This is a genomic window from Marseilla massiliensis, from assembly GCF_016899955.1.
GTDB lineage: Bacteria > Bacteroidota > Bacteroidia > Bacteroidales > Bacteroidaceae > Prevotella > Prevotella intestinigallinarum.
In genome coordinates this window covers 62,413-83,807 of the sequence record NZ_JACJJL010000007.1, presented here as the reverse complement: position 1 = coordinate 83,807, position 21,395 = coordinate 62,413, and the positions used below count along the sequence as shown (strand labels likewise).

General features: G+C 54.2%; 15 protein-coding genes. 9 read left to right on the top strand and 6 right to left on the bottom strand.

What is annotated here, in order from left to right; translation table 11 throughout:
• Positions 1-2 precede the first annotated feature (2 nt).
• The 3 genes from H6B30_RS05655 (at position 3) to H6B30_RS05645 (ending at position 4,337) form a co-directional block, all read left to right on the top strand.
• Positions 3-815: an RsiV family protein gene (locus H6B30_RS05655; protein ID WP_205108768.1), complete on the top strand. Its 813-nt coding sequence runs from the start codon at positions 3-5 to the stop codon at positions 813-815.
• Positions 816-1,537: 722 nt separating this feature from the next.
• On the top strand, positions 1,538-3,370 hold the full coding sequence (locus H6B30_RS05650) for an SLC13 family permease (RefSeq protein WP_205108766.1): 1,833 nt from the start codon (positions 1,538-1,540) through the stop codon (positions 3,368-3,370).
• Between the two features lie 181 nt (positions 3,371-3,551).
• Positions 3,552-4,337 (top strand): Cof-type HAD-IIB family hydrolase, encoded by a 786-nt coding sequence (locus tag H6B30_RS05645; protein ID WP_205108764.1) that lies wholly within the window; start codon positions 3,552-3,554, stop codon positions 4,335-4,337.
• A gap of 513 nt (positions 4,338-4,850) precedes the next feature.
• Here the strand turns inward: H6B30_RS05645 and H6B30_RS05640 are convergent.
• The 3 genes from H6B30_RS05640 to H6B30_RS05630 form a co-directional block, all read right to left on the bottom strand.
• A complete protein-coding gene (locus tag H6B30_RS05640; RefSeq protein ID WP_205108762.1) occupies positions 4,851-6,050 on the bottom strand; it encodes a site-specific integrase in 1,200 nt (399 codons plus the stop codon).
• Between the two features lie 918 nt (positions 6,051-6,968).
• A complete protein-coding gene (locus tag H6B30_RS05635; RefSeq protein WP_205108760.1) occupies positions 6,969-7,490 on the bottom strand; it encodes a GNAT family N-acetyltransferase in 522 nt (173 codons plus the stop codon).
• Positions 7,491-7,591: 101 nt separating this feature from the next.
• Positions 7,592-8,191, bottom strand: a complete 600-nt coding sequence (locus tag H6B30_RS05630) for an HD domain-containing protein (RefSeq protein ID WP_205108758.1) — start codon at positions 8,189-8,191, stop codon at positions 7,592-7,594.
• Positions 8,192-8,463: 272 nt separating this feature from the next.
• Here H6B30_RS05630 and H6B30_RS05625 point away from each other — a divergent pair, with 272 nt between their 5' ends.
• A complete protein-coding gene (locus H6B30_RS05625; RefSeq protein ID WP_205108756.1) occupies positions 8,464-10,101 on the top strand; it encodes an alpha-L-fucosidase in 1,638 nt (545 codons plus the stop codon).
• 106 nt (positions 10,102-10,207) lie between these two features.
• Here the strand turns inward: H6B30_RS05625 and scpA are convergent, their stop codons facing one another.
• Both scpA and mutA read right to left on the bottom strand, forming a co-directional pair.
• Entirely contained in the window at positions 10,208-12,355 is a 2,148-nt protein-coding gene (gene scpA, locus H6B30_RS05620; protein ID WP_205108754.1) for a methylmalonyl-CoA mutase, read from the bottom strand.
• Positions 12,356-12,366: 11 nt separating this feature from the next.
• Positions 12,367-14,226, bottom strand: coding sequence for a methylmalonyl-CoA mutase small subunit (gene mutA / locus H6B30_RS05615; RefSeq protein ID WP_205108752.1), 1,860 nt, complete (start codon positions 14,224-14,226; stop codon positions 12,367-12,369).
• Between the two features lie 368 nt (positions 14,227-14,594).
• Here mutA and H6B30_RS05610 point away from each other — a divergent pair, with 368 nt between their 5' ends.
• The 5 genes from H6B30_RS05610 (at position 14,595) to H6B30_RS05590 (ending at position 20,811) form a co-directional block, all read left to right on the top strand.
• Complete coding sequence (locus H6B30_RS05610) at positions 14,595-16,283, top strand: putative transporter (RefSeq protein WP_205108750.1); 1,689 nt, start codon at positions 14,595-14,597, stop codon at positions 16,281-16,283.
• Between the two features lie 48 nt (positions 16,284-16,331).
• Complete coding sequence (locus H6B30_RS05605; protein WP_205108748.1) at positions 16,332-17,306, top strand: OadG family protein; 975 nt, start codon at positions 16,332-16,334, stop codon at positions 17,304-17,306.
• 32 nt (positions 17,307-17,338) lie between these two features.
• On the top strand, positions 17,339-17,800 hold the full coding sequence (locus H6B30_RS05600) for a biotin/lipoyl-containing protein (protein WP_205108746.1): 462 nt from the start codon (positions 17,339-17,341) through the stop codon (positions 17,798-17,800).
• A gap of 6 nt (positions 17,801-17,806) precedes the next feature.
• The gene (locus H6B30_RS05595) at positions 17,807-18,964 is read left to right on the top strand and encodes a sodium ion-translocating decarboxylase subunit beta (RefSeq protein ID WP_205108744.1); all 1,158 of its coding nucleotides are present in this window, start codon (positions 17,807-17,809) and stop codon (positions 18,962-18,964) included.
• Between the two features lie 1,244 nt (positions 18,965-20,208).
• On the top strand, positions 20,209-20,811 hold the full coding sequence (locus H6B30_RS05590) for a response regulator transcription factor (RefSeq protein WP_205108742.1): 603 nt from the start codon (positions 20,209-20,211) through the stop codon (positions 20,809-20,811).
• 98 nt (positions 20,812-20,909) lie between these two features.
• Here H6B30_RS05590 and nrdG read toward each other — a convergent pair whose 3' ends face one another.
• Positions 20,910-21,374: an anaerobic ribonucleoside-triphosphate reductase activating protein gene (nrdG, locus tag H6B30_RS05585; protein ID WP_205108740.1), complete on the bottom strand. Its 465-nt coding sequence runs from the start codon at positions 21,372-21,374 to the stop codon at positions 20,910-20,912.
• Positions 21,375-21,395 lie beyond the last annotated feature (21 nt).

Here is a 21,395-nt window from a genome sequence, read left to right as displayed (position 1 = left end):
CAATGAGAACTAACTTTATCAGCATAGTCTTTGCATCGGCCATGGCCGCCGCATGCGGAAACACACAGGCAACACAAGAGGGATTCACAACCGAACCGGCAAAGTACGAAAACAAAAGCCACGCATCTGACGTGACGCTTCTGGCCGACTATCCCAAAAGCGGCAACGCAACACTTACCAACGCCGTATGCGAGTATATCAGCGAGCAACTGGGCGGCACTTACACCGGCCCGCTGACCAGCAGCGACTCCATAATGGCCTACTACGGCAACGGACAGACAACACGACTCAACGAGCTGGCCAAGGACATGCAGGGCTCGGCAGCCGCTCCGCTGTACTACAAGCAGGAGATAAAGGTGGCCGCCGAGACCGACACGTATGTGACTTACACCGACTTCAACGAGCAGTTCCTCGGCGGGGCGCATGGAAGCCACTCGATGAGCGGCATCACTTTCCGCAAGTCCGACGGACGGCGCTTCGGATATGAGATGCTGCGCAACACCAACACCGAGGACTTCAGGAAACTGCTCAAAATGGGACTGAAGCAGTATGTTGAGTCGACGGGGCAGAAGGTGAACGACGACAAGCAACTGGCTGAGGTGCTGTTCATCAACAACGACGTCAACTACCTGCCGCTGCCTGAGACCCCGCCGTACCTGACGGAAAAAGGCATGGCCTTCATCTACCAGCCGTACGAAATAGCGCCGTATGCCGTGGGGAGCATCTCGTTCACCATTCCATACGAAAACCTGAAGCCGTTCCTTACCGAGACGGTCAACAAACTGCTCGCCACACAAGGCAACGCCAAGCTATGACGCAACCGCCCGCGCCGAAACGGCTACGGGCAAGGCATGGCGGAACAAGGCCGACGGGCGGGCTGCATGGCCCGACACATGCCCAAAAGCCATGGCGCACCACACAATGGCGCGCGGAACAGACAGCAAACCACTATCTTGCAAACAGCGAAACAGCAAGACGACAATACCGAAAGGCCATGGCACACTGGTGCCATGGCCGCTTCGGACTAACAAAAGGCCATGGCCGGGAATCCCCCTCACGGTGGCAGGCACGGCGGGACGATATAGCCATTTTCGCATACAGCAACACCAAAACTACACAATACCGTACAGGCACGGCCTGAAAGGATAACTCAAGGCCAACAGGCCTCACGGCCCGAAGGGCCACAAAGCCCGCACCGACACGCGGGCAACGACAAGACCGCGTGGCGGCATCAAGACACAAGACAAACGGGCAGACAAATCAAAAAGCCGTAGATGCCGCCCCCCACACATTGTTTTCCGAGCGCGGCAACACCGGCCATGCCGGGCGGAAACCACAAAGGCGCCAAGGCACAAGCAAGCCGGAGCCAACGCAAGGCCCACAGCCAGACACGCCATCACGGGCCGCAACGCGGCCACTGGCGCTGCAGACTGAAACACCAAGGCACGGGCCACTCTCTCGACCATGCTAACAGAAACAAGCATTATGCCCATACCAACAGCAACTTAACAAACAAGCAGAAAACAACGAATAGCAAATGACAGCAACACTCATCATCCTTGCGCTTACTGTCGTGATGTTCATCATAGGCAAGATACGCGCCGACATAGTGGCCCTTTGCGCCCTCACTGCACTAATCCTGCTCGGAATACTCACCCCCGAGGAAGCCCTTGCCGGCTTCTCGTCGACGGTCATCATCATGATGGTGGGCCTGTTTGTGGTTGGCGGAGCCATCTTGCAGACCGGCCTGGCCAAGGCCGTGAGCCAGAAGATAATGAAACTGGCCGCCGGCAGTGACACACGGATGTTTCTACTGGTGGTCATAGTAACCTCGGCCATAGGCGCCTTCGTAAGCAACACCGGCACCGTGGCGCTGATGATGCCCATAGTGGTGAGCATGGCGGTGCAAAGCGGCACGCAACCCGCGCGCCTGCTAATGCCACTGGCGTTTGCAAGCAGCATGGGAGGCATGCTCACGCTCATCGGTACCCCGCCCAACCTCGTCATACAGGATGCGCTCACGGCGGCAGGCTATGAGCCCCTGGGGTTCTTCTCGTTCTTCCCCGTGGGCGTAATCTGCATAGTAACGGGCATCGTGGTGATGCTGCCGCTCAGCAAGAAGTTCCTATACAAGAAGAAAGGCAGCGGCAAGCACAACTCCGGCAGGGGCAAGACTCTCGACGACTTGGTAAGCGAATACAACCTGAGCAACGCCCTGAGGCGCTACAGAATAAAGCAACACTCGGCAATAGCCGGCAAAAGCGTGGCCGAGCTTGACCTGCCCGGACGCTACGGACTGTCGATTCTCGAGATTCGCAACGAAAGCTCTGACCGGAGCGGACTGATACGCAACGTCACGCAAAGCCTTGCATCGCCGGAGAGCATACTGACTGCCGGCGACATAATATATCTGACGGGCGACACGGCCAAGATGTCGCAATTTGCCAGCGAGAACCGAATGGAAGAACTGGACAACAACAGCATCGACTTCTACGACATCGGCATATCCGAGATTGTGCTCATGCCTACTGCGCGAATCATTGGGATGCCACTGCGCAAATCGGGCTTCCGCGAGCGCTACAGCATCAATGTGCTTGGCATAAAGCGCAACAATGACTACATAATGAACGACCTGCCGCAGGTGAAACTGCAGTCGGGCGACGTGCTGCTCGTGCAGGGCAAGTGGAGCAACATCGCACAGCTCGACGACGACGAGACCGACTGGGTGGTGCTCGGGCAGCCTGAGAAGCAGGCCTCGCAGGTTACTCTCGACTACAAGGCGCCGGTGGCCGCCATAATAATGCTGCTGATGATAGCGGCCATGGTGTTCGAGTTCATTCCCATCGCGCCGGTGACGGCTGTCATGGCAGCGGCGCTGCTTATGGTCATAACGGGGTGCTTCCGCAACGTCGAGGCGGCCTACAAGACCATCAACTGGGAGAGCATCATGCTCATAGCGGCCATGATGCCCATGTCGGTGGCACTCGAGAAGACGGGCACATCGGCCCTCATATCCCACTCGCTGGTGTCGTCGCTCGGCTCAATGGGCCCCACGGTGCTGCTGGCCGGCATATACTTCACCACGTCGCTGCTCACAATGTTCATCAGCAACACGGCAACGGCGGTGCTCATGGCCCCAATAGCCATGACATCTGCCACGGAAATCGGCGTAAGCCCGTATCCGTTTCTCTTCGCCGTGACGCTGGGGGCAAGCATGTGCTTTGCCTCGCCATTCTCGACACCGCCCAACGCCCTTGTAATGCACGCCGGTGAATATACCTTCAGCGACTACATCAAGGTGGGACTGCCACTGCAAATCATCATCGGCATAGTGATGGTGTTCGCCCTGCCGCTGCTCTTCCCAATGTGACAAGGCCCCAAGGTGGCCGTGGCCCGGGCGGCGAAAGCATGGGCGCACGGCCCTGACACACCACCACCCGCCTACTGACGCCACAAAGCCACGGCTGCATGCGGTGATGCAGGCATGCCGGCGAGACGCATACACTCAAATTACATCAACAACAGAAAACAACCAATAAACATTCAAAACTGTGATTCGCAGCATATTTTTAGACATCGACGGTACGCTTGTGAGCTTCAATACCCACACCATACCCACGTCAACCGTCGACGCCCTCGCCCGTGCCAAGGACAACGGGGTGGGAATATACATATCAACAGGGCGGCCGAAACTGCTCATCAACAACCTCGGGCAGATTGAAGACCTCATCGACGGATACATAACCACCAACGGGGCCTTATGCATTAAGGGCGAAACCACGGTTTACTGCAACCCTGTGCCCCAGTCGGACATAGACGCCATATTGGCCGACAGCATTGCCTCCGACTACGCCTGCCTGGTGGCCGGCGAGCGCGATGTGGTGCTGGTGAATGCCAAACAGGTGTTCACCGATGTGTTCATCAATCAGCTCAACGTGACCAACATCGACACCTCGCTGCCCCTGAGCGCCCTCAACGGCCAGCGCATACTGCAGTTTTCGCCGTTCATCGACGCCAACCGGGAAGCGAGGCTCATGCAGCTGATGCCCAACTGCGTCTCCGGCCGGTGGCACCCGGCTTTCTGCGACATAACGTCGAGCATGGCCGACAAGGGCAAGGGGCTAGAAAAGATGGCCGAGTACCTTGGGCTCGACATTGCCGAGACGATGGCTTTCGGCGACGGCGGTAACGATATTTCCATACTGCGGCGGGCCGGCGTGGGCGTGGCCATGGGTAATGCGGGCGACGATGTGAAGCAGGCTGCCGACTACGTGACCTCGCACGTTGATGACAACGGCATACGCAACGCCCTGATGCACTACGGGGTGATTGACTGAACAAGGGCTGCAGCGCCCCAAGGCAGCCAAGGCCGCCACTCCCGAAGAGCGGGAGGCTTTAGCCGCACGGCATGGACGGGGCCAGGGCAAGCAAGACTGATGCCTGCGGCAGCAACAGACACCGGCGACCGAATGGCGAGCCAAATGAGGCGCAACGGCCTTATGGCGATGGCCGCAAGGCTGCACCGGCAACGCCGACATAGCGCCTCGATGATGCCGGCAGACGCAGGCCAAGCCACCGTACTGCGGAATATACGGTATGAACGATGCCCAACACACAGCCCGACAGTGGCATTCAACTGGCCTGCGGCAACGGCAGGCATAATAAAATCAAGCCTTGTTTCGGTGTGCGACGGCCGTCGCACACCGAAACAAGGCTTGATTTTGATACGGAAAACGGGCAGTGTCGCGGGCCTTCCACGCCCGGTTGGCTTGCCCATGCCTGCCGGAAGTAAGCGCAATGCCCGCCAGCAGGCCATTGCAACCTTTACCGGCAGCCCGGGCCGGCAGCCATCAGAGCTTGTGAAGTATCATGCCGTTGGCCGTATCGACAACCGAATTGTCGAGCGAGGCAAGGTAAAGGCGTGTGGTGTTCTCGGAGTCATGCCCCATCCCCTCGCTGATCACGCCCAGCGGTATGTCCTGGCTGTTGGCCGCGCAGGCCCACGAATGGCGGGCCACATACATGGTGAGCCCCGAAGTAACCCCAATCATGGCTCCAACCTCCTTAAGCTTGTGGTTTACCAAATGGAGCGCGCTCTCATACTGACGGCGCTCATTGTTGCTACGCTTTATTATCGGCAGCAACCTTCCGTTTTCAGCGCCGGGATACTTGTCGACAATGTCCTGCATGCAGGGCTCCCACTTTATGTAAAGCGTCTGGCCGGTCTTGCGCCGGCGGTATGACAGCACGCCGTTCTGGATGCTGTCGCGGTCGAGATAAGCCATGTCTAAAAACGACATGCCGCGGGTGTAGAAACTGAACAAGAACATATCGCGGGCAAACTCAAGCGACGAGTCCGACGTCAAGTCGATATCCTTCATGCGCTTCACAAGGCCGAAAGGCAGGGCATGCTTCACGGTCTTGTCAACCCCTGTGTACACGTTGTCAAACGGGTTGGCCTGCGAGGTGAGCCCGCTGTCGACGGCCCTGTTGTAGGTGGCCCGCAGTATGCGCATGTAAAAAGAGATGGTGTTCTTCTTCAACCCCCTCTTCTTCAGGTAGGCCTCATAATGTACGATGAGGTTGGAGTTCATGGCATCCAACGTGACATCAACCTGGTTTCTGAACTCCATAAAGCTACGCAGGGCCGAATCGTAGGTCTCGGCTGTGCGCATCCGCCCCTGCTTGCGCAACTTGGCAATGACGCCGTTCATAAACACAGAGAACGACAGGCTTGCATCCTGCCTGTGATATGAGTGCACAACCATGTCGGCCGTGTAAGGGCCATGGCTGTCGAGCGAGGCCACTACGTTGTCGAGCAAAGCCTTCTCGCGCCTAATGTCCTCGCCTATGCCATGCACCTCGTCAGCACGGGCTTCGCCCTCGCCAAGCTCTGCCGGCATCGACGAACCATCATCCCACTCATTGCTGTAAAGCCTGTAGCCTGTGCCTATCTGCCTGACTACCCTATTTTGAATTACCTGAAAGTAAACACTCCCCATTCCACCTTCCACTGTTGAAGGCCTGAACTTCACCTTTACTGATGCCATTCCATCAATTATTCTAAACTGTTATATACTTTAAAACGACCATGACGAATAGCCCGGCAACATTGAGTGCCAGAATGCACCATGCATGCCCTGCATCAACCAACTGCCATCCGGCTCGAAATATGCAGGCCGGACTTAGGCAAGGGCCACCGTGAGGCTTGCTGCCGGGCTATGCCTTCGGGCTCAAGAACATGCTGCTTGAGCAATCCGAGCCAACTGTCGTCACCCTTTCGTTTTATGCAAAATTAGATATATATATATGAAACAATGCGACTCACATTCCCACACATTGTCCTTTTTGTCGGAATGCGGTGGTTTGGGCTAATTGTGGCACCAATATGACGAATTGCAAAACACCATTAAAGCCACCTGCAGCGTAAAGTCCTGACACAAAGCGCACAAACACCATGATAAAACGGGATGTAGATAAACAAAAGCAACAGTAACGCAGTGGATTTACCGCTGGTGATATGCGATTGGAAACTTAAACCAACGACAGAACGGATAGGGCCAACTAAGCCGCAGCAGTTGGTTCTATTACAATAATGATGTGGCAAAAAGAATACAGCAGACGATGTTGGTTGGGTCACCGTGGAGCTACCGCTGGCGTAGCATGGGCATTGTCTTACGATTCACTCACTGTCGCCCATCGGGCGCCGAATTGCCTTTTCCGCAACAACATCATGCTCGCCAAACGTTTCACACCATCTTGCCTGCTGATTGGCTGCCAACTTGCCTTGGGGCAGCCAGCCATGCCCCGGGACATTACGGCAGGCAGGACATGTGAGGAAAAGGAAGCGATAGCTTGGGGATATAACGGGCGATTGAAGACGGGCGGTGAATGCCGGCATGCGAGAAAAGGCCGGAGAACGCCGCTCTGCATGGAAAACATGGCTCGTGGAGCCATGCGAATAGGTATCAGTCTATGCCGGCAGAAAATACGATGTGGCGCATATACTGCCCACGGTAGTGCCTGACTATTGTGCCTTCGGGGCGCATGCCTATACGGAATGCCACTTTTTGCGAAGCCACATTGGTTATTCTTATTATTGAATATAGCCTGTTGAAATGCAAGTTGGCCATGCCATAACAACGGCAAGCCATGGCAGCCTCGGCGGCATATCCATTGTGCCAGTGCCGACGGGCAAACAGATAGCCTATCTCCGGCACAGTCAAATCATTGTATTCTTGCATCGTTATGCCGCACTGCCCTATCATCTCGCCTGTATCATTCAGGCACACGGCCCACAGACCGAAACCAAGTTCGGCATAACGACGCAACTGTTTGTCAAGCCACGCCTCTGTCTCGGCCGCACTGAATGCTCCGCCATAAGCATACATCACGCCGTCGTCTTGCAAAATAGCCGCCAATGGCAGAAGGTCGGATGGCGACATTTCCCTTACCATCAGCCTCGCGGTAGACAATACCAACCTATCCATTACTTTGTGATAATAAAAAACATGCGGGCCACCCACCTGCACCCTGACAGACGAAACCGACATGGCAGGCTACTGCCGGCAGTGACGGCAGGCACCAACGCTCAGCATTCGAGGATGTGGGCAGCCAGCGCATCGGCCGCCTGGAGTATGGCCACAAGTGGCACGTCGCTGGCGGCAGAGATGTTGCTCTTCGACTCGAAGCTCTGAAAAGACAAGTCCCACGCAGACATGTGCCAACGTATGGCCAGTATCTCGTCATTCGACAGCTCCAGGCCGAGGCGAAGCAGCATCACAACAGATTTCTCGCCATGGCCGAGGGGGAAGCGGGTGTAATCCACGTCGTAGCCGTCGTAGGCTTCCCATCGGTTGTTGGCGTCCTTGCGGTATTTGGTTGTCTTGTGGTAAATGTTTGCCTTGCAAATGTCGTGAAGCAAGGAAGATATAACCACGCTGTCTACCTGAAGCCGCCCTTCTATGTCGGGACGCATTGCAATCATCTGCTCTCGCAGCATCATGGCGGTCCGGTAGACATTGAGCGAATGCTCGAGCAGGCCGCCGTCATGGCTCAGATGGCGGTTAACAGAAGCCGGAGCCTTGAAAAAACCTGCCTTGTCGAGGTAGTCGACCACACTGTCGATGCCGCTGCGACCGGTCGACTTCAACAGTGATATGTATTCTTCCCTTGCCGTATTTGCTGTCATAGGCTTGTTGTTATTGTATGAAACAATGTATCTGCAAAGGTATGAAATAAAGCCGAGAACGCAAAACCTTACAGCGGCAAAGTTTTGTGTGACAGGCAACTGTTGCCAACAAAAGCATACGAGGGCGGAAAGTGGGCGACTAACCAAGCCTTGAAGGCAAATACATAAGCGCACATTATGCCATTGGCGGGAAATGTTGTATCTTTGCACAAAGCAGTACGTCCTTTGCCGACGTAGTGCAACGACTAACAATAACAACCTGAAAGAAACAGATGAAAAAACATTTGATTGCGGCACTATGCCTTTGCGCTGCCTTAAGTGACGCGCATTCACAAGACTACAAAGTGAAAGTAGCAGAAACAGACGAGAAAATGGAACAAGGCAACTACCGCCCCTCGTGGGAGTCGCTGGCCAACCATGAGACGCCGGAATGGTTCCGCGACGCCAAGTTTGGAATATGGGCACACTGGGGGCCGCAGTGCGTAGAGGCCAGCGGCGACTGGATGGCGCGGAAAATGTATCTCGAAGGCAGTTACCAATACAAGTACCACGTTGAGCACTACGGCCATCCGTCGGAGTTCGGATTCAAGGATATCCTGCCATTGTTCAAGGCGGAGCATTGGTCTCCCGACTCTCTCGTGGCATATTACAAGGCAATTGGGGCCAAATATTTCTTCGCCCTTGGCAACCATCACGACAACTATGACCTATGGGACAGCAAGTATCAGCCGTGGAACTCGATGAATATCGGCCCTAAACGCGACGTTCTCGGAGAATGGGCCGCCGCAGCAAGGAAAGCCGGCCTGCCTTTTGGCATTAGCCTGCACGCCGACCATGCATGGACATGGTACGAACCGGCACGGCGATACGACCGCAGCGGCGAGAAGATGGGAGTGCCATATGACGGATGGATGACAAAGGCCGACGGCGTGGGCAAGTGGTGGGAGGGCTACGACCCGCAAGACCTGTATGCCCAAGAACATACGCCAAGCAAAGCCACATGGGCAGACGGCATGATTCACCAACAATGGGCATGGGGCAACGGGGCAAGTCTGCCATCTCAGAAATTTGTCACCAACTTTTACAACAGAACACTCGACGCCATCAACCGCTACGACCCCGACTTGCTGTATTTCGACGCCACGGTGATGCCATTCTACCCGATAAGCGACGCTGGGCTGAAGATTGCCGCCCACTTCTACAACCACAACGAGAAAATGAACAAAGGCAAGGCCACTGCCGTGATGTTCGGCAAAATACTGGACGAACAACAACGCAAAGCCATCACATGGGACGTGGAACGTGGAGCACCGAGCAAGATGATTGAACAGCCTTGGCAAACATGCACATGCCTGGGCGACTGGCACTATAACACGCGCACTTACGAAAAAGGATATAAGTCGGCTGCATTGGTGGTGCGCCAGCTTGTGGACGTTGTGAGCAAGAACGGCAACCTGCTGCTCAGCGTGCCTCTGCGCGCCGACGGCACCTTCGACGAGAAAGAAAAGGCTATTCTCGACGAGATAGGCAGGTGGCTGAAGACAAACGGAGAGAGCGTTTACGGCACCCGTCCGTGGCTTGTGTTCGGTGAGGGCCCCATAGCTGGGAAAGGCATTGCACTGAATGCGCAGGGCTTCAACGACTCGCAGTACCGGGATATGGACAGCCGCGAAATAAGGTTCACGCAGACTCAGAGGTACGTTTACGCCACATCAATGGCATGGCCAAAAGACGGAAAACTCACCATAACGTCGCTGGCTTCAGGCAACAAGCACATAGGCAAGACAATAAAAAGCGTTTACCTGCTTGGCTACGGCAAGCTGAAAGCGGTGCAGGATGCCGAAGGTCTGCACATCACACTGCCGAAAACAGCCAACAACATTGCACCGGTTGTGCGGATAAAAAAGTGAGGCGGCCGACAAGCATGGCGTTGTCAACATGCAATTGCACAATAAAGAAACGCGCCGGAAGATGCTTCCGGCGCGTTTTTCATGCCATACAAAGACGAGGTTTTGCTCAATCCTCGTCGAGCAAGATGTTCATTATCTCAACTGCAGCCTTGGCAACAGATGTGCCCGGGCCGAATATTGCGGCAACACCGGCCTTGTAGAGGAAGTCGTAATCCTGTGCGGGAATCACGCCTCCGGCAATGACCATGATGTCTTCGCGCCCGAGTTTCTTCAGCTCGTCGATGAGCTGAGGGATGAGTGTCTTGTGGCCTGCAGCCAGAGAAGACACGCCCACCACATGCACATCATTCTCGACAGCCTCGCGTGCAGCCTCGGCCGGAGTCTGGAACAACGGGCCCATGTCGACATCGAAACCGCAGTCGGCATATCCTGTGGCCACAACCTTTGCACCACGGTCGTGCCCGTCCTGTCCCATCTTTGCTACGAAGATACGCGGGCGACGCCCTTCTTTCTTTGCAAACTCCTCGGTAAGCCTGCAAGCCACGTCGAAGTCCTTGTCGTTTTTGCTTTCTGATGAATACACGCCTGAAATAGTTCTGATTACTGCTTTGTAACGGCCTACGACCTCTTCGCAGGCATCACTTATCTCACCGAGAGTGCAACGCAACTTGGCGCATTCGATGGCATGGGCCAAAAGGTTGCCCTTGCCGCTGCGAACGCATTCCGTAAGTTCGGCCAACGCTTTCTTGCAAGCCTCGTTGTCGCGCGTTGAGCGGATCTGTGCCAGAAGCTCTTCCTGCTGCTTGCGCACGGCGGTGTTGTCAACCTCGAGGATGTCAATCGGGTCTTCGTGGTCAAGACGGTACTTGTTTGTGCCGACTATAACCTGCACTCCACTGTCGATGCGGGCCTGTGTACGGGCTGCAGCTTCCTCGATGCGCATCTTTGGCACGCCGGTCTCAATGGCCTTGGCCATGCCGCCGAGCTTCTCAATCTCCTGTATGTGCTCCCATGCCTTGTGAACGAGCTCATTTGTGAGCGACTCCACATAATAAGAACCGGCCCACGGGTCGATGTGCTTGCAAACCTTTGTCTCGTTCTGGATGTATATCTGGGTGTTGCGGGCAATGCGGGCAGAGAAGTCGGTTGGCAATGCTATGGCCTCGTCGAGCGCATTGGTGTGCAGCGACTGGGTATGGCCAAGCACGGCAGCCATTGCCTCGATGCAAGTGCGGCCGACATTATTGTAAGGATCTTGCTCGGTGAGCGACCAACCTGATGTCTGCGAGTGCGTACGCAGAGCCATCGACTTCGGGTTCTTGGCTCCAAAACTCTTCACAATCTTAGCCCAAAGCAAGCGGGCCGCACGCATCTTGGCAATCTCCATGAAGTGGTTGACGCCTATTGCCCAGAAGAATGACAGGCGGGGTGCAAACGCATCGATGTCTATCCCAGCGTTGACTCCGGCACGGATATACTCCATTCCGTCGGCAAGCGTATATGCAAGCTCAATGTCTGCAGTGGCTCCGGCTTCCTGCATGTGGTAACCGGAGATGGATATAGAGTTGAACTTAGGCATATTCTGAGAAGTGAACTCGAATATGTCGGCAATAATCTTCATTGAGAAGGCTGGCGGATAGATGTAGGTGTTTCTCACCATGAACTCCTTCAAGATGTCGTTCTGGATGGTACCGGCCATCTCCTCCAGCTTGGCCCCCTGCTCCAAGCCTGCCACGATGTAGAACGCGAGCACGGGCAACACCGCACCATTCATCGTCATCGACACAGACATCTTGTTGAGTGGGATGCCATCGAAGAGCACCTTCATGTTCTCTTCGTTGCAAATCGACACGCCGGCCTTTCCAACGTCACCGACCACACGCTCGTTGTCGGGGTCGTAACCGCGGTGTGTTGGCAGGTCGAAAGCCACCGACAGACCTTTCTGTCCGGAAGCCAGGTTGCGGCGATAGAAAGCGTTTGACTCCTCAGCCGTTGAGAATCCGGCATACTGACGTATCGTCCACGGACGGAAAGGATACATCATTGAGTAAGGGCCGCGCAGGAACGGCGGAATACCGGCAGCGAAGTCAAGGTGCTCCATGCCTTCGAGGTCTTCCTTTGTGTAAACAGGCTTCACTTCAATATGCTCCGGAGTCTTCCAATTGGGAGCAATACCATTGGCCTTCTGCCAGTCGGCTCCGTTGGCAGCCTTTATCCCGGCAAATATATCAACATCTTTAAAACTCTTTCTCATGACTCTTGTGGTTATTTGATTCCCAATTTAGCGTTATACTCTCTCAATGTCTCAAGCACATTGCACTTCACGTGTATAAAGTTCTCAATGCCTGCAGCCTTGAGCTCATCCATGCATGCCGGGGCTCCGGCAACGATAAACATTGCGCGGCCGGCAAGGTAATTGTATGCCGGAACTGCAAATGTAGCATACTCATCGTCGCTTGAGCAAAGCACGACAATGTCGGCACCGGCCTTCATTGCGGCATCCACTCCTTCTTCAACCGTGTCAAATCCAAGGTTGTCTACAATCTTGTATCCGGCGCAGGCAAGGAAGTTTGAACTGAACTGCGCACGTGCCTGGCGCCAGGCCAGGCTGCCTATCGTAAGCATAAACGCCGTGGGCACTTTGCCACTGTGCTCGGTCTGCAAGCGCAACTGCTCAAAGTCGGCGGCAAGACGCGTGGAAGTGATGGCCTTGAACGGAGCGTCTTCATGCTTGCTTCCGCATCCGCAAGAGCACGACAAGGGCGCCTTTCCGTCAGAAACCTCCGTGAAATTAGGATATTGGTTGGTTCCGAGGATGAACTCCTTGCGCTTGGCGGCATCTTCATGGCGCTTGGTGTTGGTCGTATTTACATCATCCTGCACGACGCCACACTTGACAGCTTCAAGGTATCCGCCCTGTTCTTCTATCTTGAGGAACAGCTTCCACGCTGCATCGGCGAGCGAAGTGGTCAGCTCTTCGATGAAGTATGACCCGGCAGAAGGATCCACAACCTTGTCGAAGTGGCTCTCTTCCTTCAGCAACAACTGCTGATTGCGGGCAATGCGCTCAGAGAAGTCGGTAGGAGTCTCATAAACGGCATCGAATGGAACGACAGATATAGAGTGGACTCCGCCCAGTGCTGCACTCATTGCCTCTGTTTGCGTGCGGAGCAAATTCACATAGCTGTCATACATAGTCATGTTGTAAGTGGTGGTCGTTGCATTGACACACATCTTGCAAGCGCAATCGCACTTGGGCTCATACTGCTTCACTATCTCGGCCCAAAGCAAGCGGGCGGCACGGAACTTCGCTATTTCCATGAAATAGTTTTCGGTGATGCCCATATTAAACTTTATCTTGCTTGCTGCCAAAGCAGGGTCTACGCCTGCTTCAACCAGCTCGGAGAGATATTCATGTCCCCAGGCGAGGGCATATCCCAACTCCTGTACGATATATGCTCCGGCATTGTTAAGCGAAGCAGCGTTAACGGCAATGCAGCGGAAATGAGGATAATCCTTGAACATGTCGACCAGCTGTGAAGCGAGTGGCAGCAGGCGGGTGACGTCCTTGCCCTTCATCACAATCTTCTCGATAGGGTCCCAGTCAATCGAACCGACAATGCTCTCCTTTGCATACCCCTTGCTTTCAAAATATGCGCACAGTATCTTTGCAAGGTCAACAGAGCGCCGTTTGCAAGTGCAGAAGTTGAGTTCCACACAGTCACACTTGACGCCGTCGAGCAAAGTCTCAACGAACTCTGCGCTTATGCAGTCCCCACAGAAATGGAAGCCCAGCGAGTCCACTCCCTTAGACAACACATCCAAGGCCTTGGCGTTTCCTTCCTTTGCGTCATCAACCTTTATGTCTTGGCGCACATACCATGAGTTGCTGTCCTTCTTATTGCCGCGCACGAACGGGAATTCACCGGGCAAAGCATCAGGGGTCTTCAATTTCTCGACATCTTCCCTGCGATAGAACGGCGGTACGGAGAAGCCTTCATTGGTTCTCCAAACCAGTCTCTTGTTGAAGTCTGCACCCTTCAAGTCAACTTGAATCTTATCAAGCCATTCCTGGGTTGTAGGAGCTTCGAACTCAGTAAAGAGTTTTTCTCTGTTGTTTGACATAAAATACAATATTTATTATATAAGTTATTGAATCGTTGAGTCACGCGTCAAGCTCTCAGAGCTGAAATACCGTCCGCCTCAGGTGAGGCATGCCCTAGCCAGCGCCGGCCCGTGCCGGCGCAGCATCACCGCCATGGTGAGCCACAGGCCTGGCAAGTCGCGGCGCCACCTTCAGTGCGCCGGGCGCAGCCGATCATTATGCAAAGATATACAGAATATCCGAGTTTCTGAAAAATATAACGAGAAAAAGATTGCCAATCGTGAAAAATTCAAAAACTTCAAGCGCCAAAAGAAAATAATTACACATAAATTGTTATTTGCGCAATATTTTACCTAATTTTGCAACTTAGATAATATTAATATTCCACATGGATTGGCTAATAAATCTATTCACTAACACCGAGTCTGTAGCGCACATAGCTATTCTGTATGCTATAGTGATTGCTGTTGGTGTACTCCTCGGCAAAATCAAAGTAGGCGGAATATCGCTCGGTGTGACATTCGTGTTGTTTGCGGGCATAGTTGCCGGCCACATAGGCCAGACAGCCCCACTCAACATACTGACATTCCTGCAAGACTTCGGCCTTATCTTGTTCGTCTTCATGATAGGACTACAAGTTGGGCCCGGATTCTTTGCCAGTTTCCGAAAAGGCGGCATTACGCTTAATGTGCTCGCTTGTGCGGCCATATTGTTGAACATTGGCGTCATGTTCGCATGTTATTTCATATTCTTCGACACGAGCGACCCCAAGAACCTGCCCATGATGGTCGGAACGCTCTATGGCGCCGTGACCAACACCCCCGGGCTTGGTGCCGCCACGGAAGCCCTCGACAGCGTCTTCCCCAAAGGCCAGGCCCCGCAAATAGCGTCGGGCTACGCTTGTGCCTACCCGCTCGGCGTGTTGGGAATAATCGGAGCGACCATACTTCTGAGATACATTTGCCACATATCGCTCGACAAAGAGGAAGAAGTGCTGAACAAAGAATCTGAAGAGGATGCACACGTAAAGCCCCACAACATGCACCTGCGCGTGACAAACTCATACCTTGCCGGCCGTTCAATAAAGCAGATACACGACTTCCTGAACCGCGATTTCGTTTGTTCCCGCGTATTGCACGACGGGCATGTAAGCATACCCAACGGCCAGACCACGCTCGAACTGGGCGACATAGTATTTATAGTATGTGCAGAGGCCGATGCCGAAGCCATAAAGGCATTCATCGGGCCCGAGGAACAGGTTGAATGGGAAAAGCAAGACCAGCCCATGGTATCGAAGCGAATCGTCGTCACCCGCCCGTCAATCAACGGCAAGACGCTGGGCCAGATGCACTTCTCTACCGTCTACGGCGTCAACGTTACCCGCGTCACACGTCAGGGCATGGACCTGTTTGCCAACCCCCACCTGGCCCTCCAAGTGGGCGACCGCGTCATGGTGGTTGGCCCCGAGAACCTTGTCAACCGCGTGTCAAGCGTGCTTGGCAACTCGATAAAGCGGCTCGACAGCCCCAACATCGCCACAATATTCATAGGCATCATAGTCGGCATATTGTTTGGCAGCCTGCCATTTGCAGTGCCGGGAATGCCCATGCCGCTGAAACTCGGCATAGCCGGAGGCCCGCTCGTCATAGCCATACTCATAGGGCGCTACGGTTACAAGGTACACCTTGTGACATACACAACCACCAGCGCCAACACCATGCTTCGCGAGATTGGCCTTGTGCTCTTCCTTGCCAGCGTCGGCATCAAGGCCGGCGAGGGTTTCTGGGACACTGTCGTCAGGGGCGACGGCCTGAAATACGTTTACACTGGCTTCATAATAACGGTGATACCTATACTTATAGTAGGAACGATAGCAAGGCTGAAATACAAATTCAACTATTTCACGATAATGGGCATGATTGCCGGAACATATACCGACCCGCCAGCATTGGCCTATGCCAACCAGTCGTGCTCGAAAGAGGCGCCTGCAGTGGGTTACTCTACGGTCTATCCGCTTAGCATGTTCCTGCGCATATTCACCGCACAGCTGATAATACTCCTGTGTTGCGGCATCTGACAGGTTGAACTAACAATATCAATACTAACATAATACTCACACACTGAAATGAACAAGTTCGGATTACTGTTAGGCCTAGTGCTTACATCAGCTTCAACCGGCGCCTTGGGACAGGTGTCCAACAGCATCAAGCTGAACGAAGTCATGACCAACAACACAACAAGCCTACAGGACGAATACGGGCGTAGGGAAGCATGGGTGGAGATAGCCAATGTGTCATTCTCCACCTACAATGTCAGGGGCATGTTCCTGACAACAGACCGGTCCGTACTCGACCCAGAAATGAGTGTTCCCGAGCGCATCAAGCGCATGAGCATCATTCCCAACGGGGATGCACGCACAAACCTTAGCGCACGCCAACACTTGCTGCTTTACTGTAACAGCAACCCAGCCAAGGGAACGCTGCACCTCTCTGTGAAGATCGACCCGGAAAAACCCACCTGGATTGGTCTCTACAACGGCAACGCAACACAACTCCTCGACTCTGTGACTGTTCCGGCACTGGGTGCCAACCAGTCATACGCACGCCAGCACGACGGTTCGCCTGTATGGCAGGTCAAGCCGGCTGACGCCGTAACGCCTGGTATATCAAACTATATACAGGTTGACGAGACGAAAATCGCCAAATTGAAACGCAACGACCCATACGGAATAGGCATCACAGTGCTTGCCATGGGCATCGTGTTCTTCTGCCTTGCGTTGCTTTGCATCTTCTTCACGCTGTTCGGAATGTTCATGAAACACCGTGCCGCAGCCAAGAAAGTTGCCAACATGCAACCTCTGAAGGCCGGAGTAAAGACGATGGAGAAGACCGTTGAGCTGGGGCACAAGACAAACGTATTGCTGCAAGACGGCCTCAAGTCGAAAGGCATCGACAAAGAGACCTACATTGCTGTAATTGCACTTGCCATCCAGCAATACACGAGCAACACCCATGATGTTGAAAGCGGCATCATAACCATCAAGCCAAAAGACACGGACTGGAACGTGGAATACATCCAGATGACTCAATTTCATGAATAATCCATAACCCAATAAACTAAAGACAAGCAACTATGAACAAGTTTCAATATAAAGTACAAGGTGTAGACTACGATGTAGAGATTGAAGAGCTGGAGGGCAACGTAGCCAAGGTTCAGGTCAACGGCATCAAGTTTGAAGTAGAGCTCAAGCAGCCCATCAACCCTGCCCACGCCATACGCAAGAAGCCCGAGGTGCACCAACAGGCATCGGCGGCTCCCCAGCAGGCACCCGCATCGCAGGCACCCGCCGCCGCGGCAGCCCAGCCTGCAGCCTCTGCCACCGGCTCACAGGTAAAGGCACCACTGCCAGGCACCATCACATCGGTCAACGTCAAGGTAGGCGACGTGGTCAAAGACGGCGACACCGTAGTTGTGCTCGAGGCCATGAAGATGCAAAACAATATCGAGACAGAGTTCTCAGGCACGGTCACGTCAATATTAGTTAACCAGGGCGACTCGGTATTAGAAGGTGCCGTTCTGCTCACAATAGCTTGATGACTTATGGGATTCACAGAGTTCTTAGCAGAAAATTTCAATGAATTCCTCGGATACACAGGCTTCGTCAACGCCTCAACGGGGAACATCATAATGATTATTGTGGGCGCGATACTGATATATCTCGCCATAAAGAAAGACTTTGAGCCCCTGTTGCTCATACCCATCGGACTGGGAATCATCATAGGCAACATCCCTTTCAAGGCCGACGCCGGCCTCGAGGTGGGATTATATGAAGACAACTCGGTGCTGAACATATTCTACCAGGGCGTGCGCCAAGGATGGTATCCGCCGCTGGTGTTCCTCGGCATCGGCGCCATGACCGACTTCTCGGCACTGATAGCCAACCCCAAGCTGGTGCTCATCGGAGCTGCCGCACAGTTCGGCATCTTCGGAGCATACATGGTTGCCCTCGGCTTAGGCTTCGAGCCCAACCAGGCTGCGGGCATAGCAATCATCGGCGGAGCCGACGGCCCTACAGCCATCTTCCTATCGTCGAAGCTCAGCCCCAACCTCATGGGAGCCATTGCCGTGTGTGCCTATTCATACATGGCGCTCGTGCCGCTAATCCAGCCGCCACTCATGCGCATGCTCACCACCAAGAAAGAGCGCCTCATCCGCATGAAGCCGGCACGCCAGGTGAGCCAGACAGAGCGCATACTCTTCCCCATCATCGGACTGCTGCTCACAACGTTCATCGTGCCCTCGGGCCTGCCGCTGCTCGGCATGCTCTTCTTTGGCAACCTGCTAAAGGAGTCGGGCAAGACCACACGACTGGCAAAGACTGCCGGATCGGCCCTCAACGACATCATCGTGATGTTGCTCGGCCTCACCGTAGGATGCTCTACGCAGGCCAGCGAGTTCCTCACTGTCAATACACTCTACATCTTCATACTCGGAGCGTGCTCGTTTATGATTGCCACTGCCAGCGGAGTGCTTTTCGTAAAGGTGATGAACCTGTTCTTGCCGAAGGACAAAAAGCTTAACCCGCTCATAGGTAACGCCGGCGTGTCGGCCGTGCCAATGAGTGCGCGCATAAGCAACAACATAGGCTTGGAATACGACCGCCACAACTTCCTGCTCATGCACGCCATGGGCCCCAACGTGGCCGGAGTGATTGGCTCGGCTGTTGCCGCCGGAGCACTGCTCGGTTTCTTGTCGTAACAGACGTACAAAGAGAGAAATCAACATGTCGTCACTGTCCCGCACGGGGCAGTGACGATATTTTTTATGGCAACTCCTCTCTATACACAACAATGCATATTCAACCAACAATATGCTCTCACCAACAAACAACAGCCACATGCCTGACTTGCCATACTAACCGGCCATCACCTGAAGCACCACCATACCACAATCGGAAATTATAATGCACGGCATGGCTTTTGCAGCTTTGACCGGCCATTCACATCGCAATTAAACAGCCGATGTGGGCCAATGTCATAACCAACTGAATGACAGCATATTGCAATACGGGCCTCGTTGCCATTCAAAACAGCCCGTTTTATAGCCTGAAACGGGCCTAACGGGAGAGCAGAACAAGCCGAAATGCAAGGCAAACGGATTGCTGGCTACACCACGGCAGGCAACGATGTGGCAAAAAACGAATGTGACAGCATTTCAATCAACGCGAATATCCATAGACAGAACGCTGGCAGGGCCTACGCAAGATGCAGCCTGCCGGCGTTTTCTATCAATGCAAAGCGAGGCTGCTCCGCCAATCGCGGCTTACATGCAAACACAAGACATGCAGAAAGAAAGGGCAGGACATGTTTCCAAACCACGAGGGCGTGGCATATCAAGGAACCGGCATTTTTGCGAAATATGCGGCGCGATAAATATCAGCACGCCACGGAACGTTGTTTCGGCAACACGGCTTCTGGCCCGGGCAAAGCACGTTTTAAAATATAGTCAAAGCCAAGACCGTCTGTCGCTGCCCCACCACAAAGCTGCATTTGCATGCAGTTTGACATGCGGCTCCGGCAGCAGCGATGCAGCATAAAACAACGCGAAGCGCACGGCGGTGCCACCCCCGGAGGCGTGATGCACAAGTTATAATAAAACAAACGAAAGAAACAACGCCGGCAAAACCCACCGTCAATCGGGCATTCACACCTGTTTCACGTGATTCAGCAAGGCTTTAGTGCCGGCAAAACGCAGGCACGGAAGAAACATAAAACCAAAATACACCAGGCACGAGCCAACAGCCCACAGCGCGTGCAGCCGTAGCCACTGCAGCCAAGCACCCAACCGTCACGGTAGCGGCCCGCCGACGCTCCGCAAACTGAAAGCGGTGAAGGCCGTGCGCGGTTGGTAAAAAACAACACATCTGTTGCAGTAAAACTAACCAACAAAATGAAATGCAGGATTTTGCAGACTGGCTTTTTTAATGTAACTTTGCAAACGATATGGAGTTAAGCAACAGCCACCGGCCAAAGATAGCAATCATCGACCCCAACACGCCAGCCGCGCTTGGGCTGAAGTTTATGCTTCAAGATGTAGTGCCGGTGATGGAAGCCTACACGTTCGGCTCGTTCACCGAACTGATGGCCAACAGCCCGGAACTCTACTACCACTATTTCGTTGCGCTGAACGTGCTCATGTCAAACCACACCTTCTTTGCCGAACGGCGCAACAAGACCATCGTGCTCACGCCTTCGGCCATGGCCGAGTCGCAGCCAGCCGGTTTCCACTGCCTGTGCACCAACTTGCCCGAGCGGCAATTTGTAAAGTCGCTGCTTGCGCTTGAGCAAAGCGCGCATGCCGAGGGGCGCAACCTGCCGCCCATGCACGGCAGCAGCCGCGGCCTGCTGTCTGACAGGGAGACAGAGGTGATGGCCCTAATCGTGCGCGGTTACATCAACAAAGAGATTGCCGACAGGCTGAACATTGGGCTTGCCACAGTGATTACGCACCGCAAAAACATAATGGAAAAACTTGGCATAAAGAGCGTTTCAGCACTTACCATCTATGCCGTGATGAACGGATATGTAGATGTAGACAGCATTTAAATACACAAAACGTAGGGCAAAGAAACGTGGATGCATGTTTCTTTGCCCTACGGCCACATTGGCAAACCCCGTTTTTTCCGGGGCATGCCTCCCCCGGCTCAGCGCCAGAACCTCGAGGTTATGTCGGCAAAGGTGTCACCGGCCACCTTCTTATACAGCCTCTGGTTGGTGGTGCGCTCCCTGAGGCATCCCAGATGGGCTATGTATGGGCCCAGCTTCAGGTAGTCGAAGTCAGCCTTGCGCACAACCGCCGGCACACGCTGCCTGCCACTGTACCACCCCACCTTGAGCCCGGGATGCTCTCGCCTGATATATCGGGCCAGCACACCGACATAAGCCGGGTCGGCATCGCCGCCCATGAAGCATACACACGTTATCCCCGACGCATTGGCCCGAACCATCCTTTCAAGCTCCATCGGAGTGAGCGGGGTGCCTACATCCTGCCACAGATAGCGGCTGTGGCACCCGGGGCAACGGCAAGGGCAGCCCGAGAGGTTGACAGCCAAGGTCACCTCGTCGGGTATTTCCTGGAACACTACGCCTGTGTTTACGTATTTCAGCATTGTCCGTCAGTATTTTCAAAA

Coding starts and splice junctions, on each gene's coding strand:
- H6B30_RS05655 (WP_205108768.1), top strand. CDS start 3: ATGAGAACTAACTTTATCAGCATAGTCTTTGCATCGGCCATGGCCGCC.
- H6B30_RS05650 (WP_205108766.1), top strand. CDS start 1,538: ATGACAGCAACACTCATCATCCTTGCGCTTACTGTCGTGATGTTCATC.
- H6B30_RS05640 (WP_205108762.1), bottom strand. CDS start 6,050: ATGGCATCAGTAAAGGTGAAGTTCAGGCCTTCAACAGTGGAAGGTGGA.
- H6B30_RS05635 (WP_205108760.1), bottom strand. CDS start 7,490: ATGGATAGGTTGGTATTGTCTACCGCGAGGCTGATGGTAAGGGAAATG.
- H6B30_RS05630 (WP_205108758.1), bottom strand. CDS start 8,191: ATGACAGCAAATACGGCAAGGGAAGAATACATATCACTGTTGAAGTCG.
- H6B30_RS05625 (WP_205108756.1), top strand. CDS start 8,464: ATGAAAAAACATTTGATTGCGGCACTATGCCTTTGCGCTGCCTTAAGT.
- scpA (WP_205108754.1), bottom strand. CDS start 12,355: ATGAGAAAGAGTTTTAAAGATGTTGATATATTTGCCGGGATAAAGGCT.
- mutA (WP_205108752.1), bottom strand. CDS start 14,226: ATGTCAAACAACAGAGAAAAACTCTTTACTGAGTTCGAAGCTCCTACA.
- H6B30_RS05610 (WP_205108750.1), top strand. CDS start 14,595: ATGGATTGGCTAATAAATCTATTCACTAACACCGAGTCTGTAGCGCAC.
- H6B30_RS05605 (WP_205108748.1), top strand. CDS start 16,332: ATGAACAAGTTCGGATTACTGTTAGGCCTAGTGCTTACATCAGCTTCA.
- H6B30_RS05600 (WP_205108746.1), top strand. CDS start 17,339: ATGAACAAGTTTCAATATAAAGTACAAGGTGTAGACTACGATGTAGAG.
- H6B30_RS05595 (WP_205108744.1), top strand. CDS start 17,807: ATGGGATTCACAGAGTTCTTAGCAGAAAATTTCAATGAATTCCTCGGA.
- H6B30_RS05590 (WP_205108742.1), top strand. CDS start 20,209: ATGGAGTTAAGCAACAGCCACCGGCCAAAGATAGCAATCATCGACCCC.
- nrdG (WP_205108740.1), bottom strand. CDS start 21,374: ATGCTGAAATACGTAAACACAGGCGTAGTGTTCCAGGAAATACCCGAC.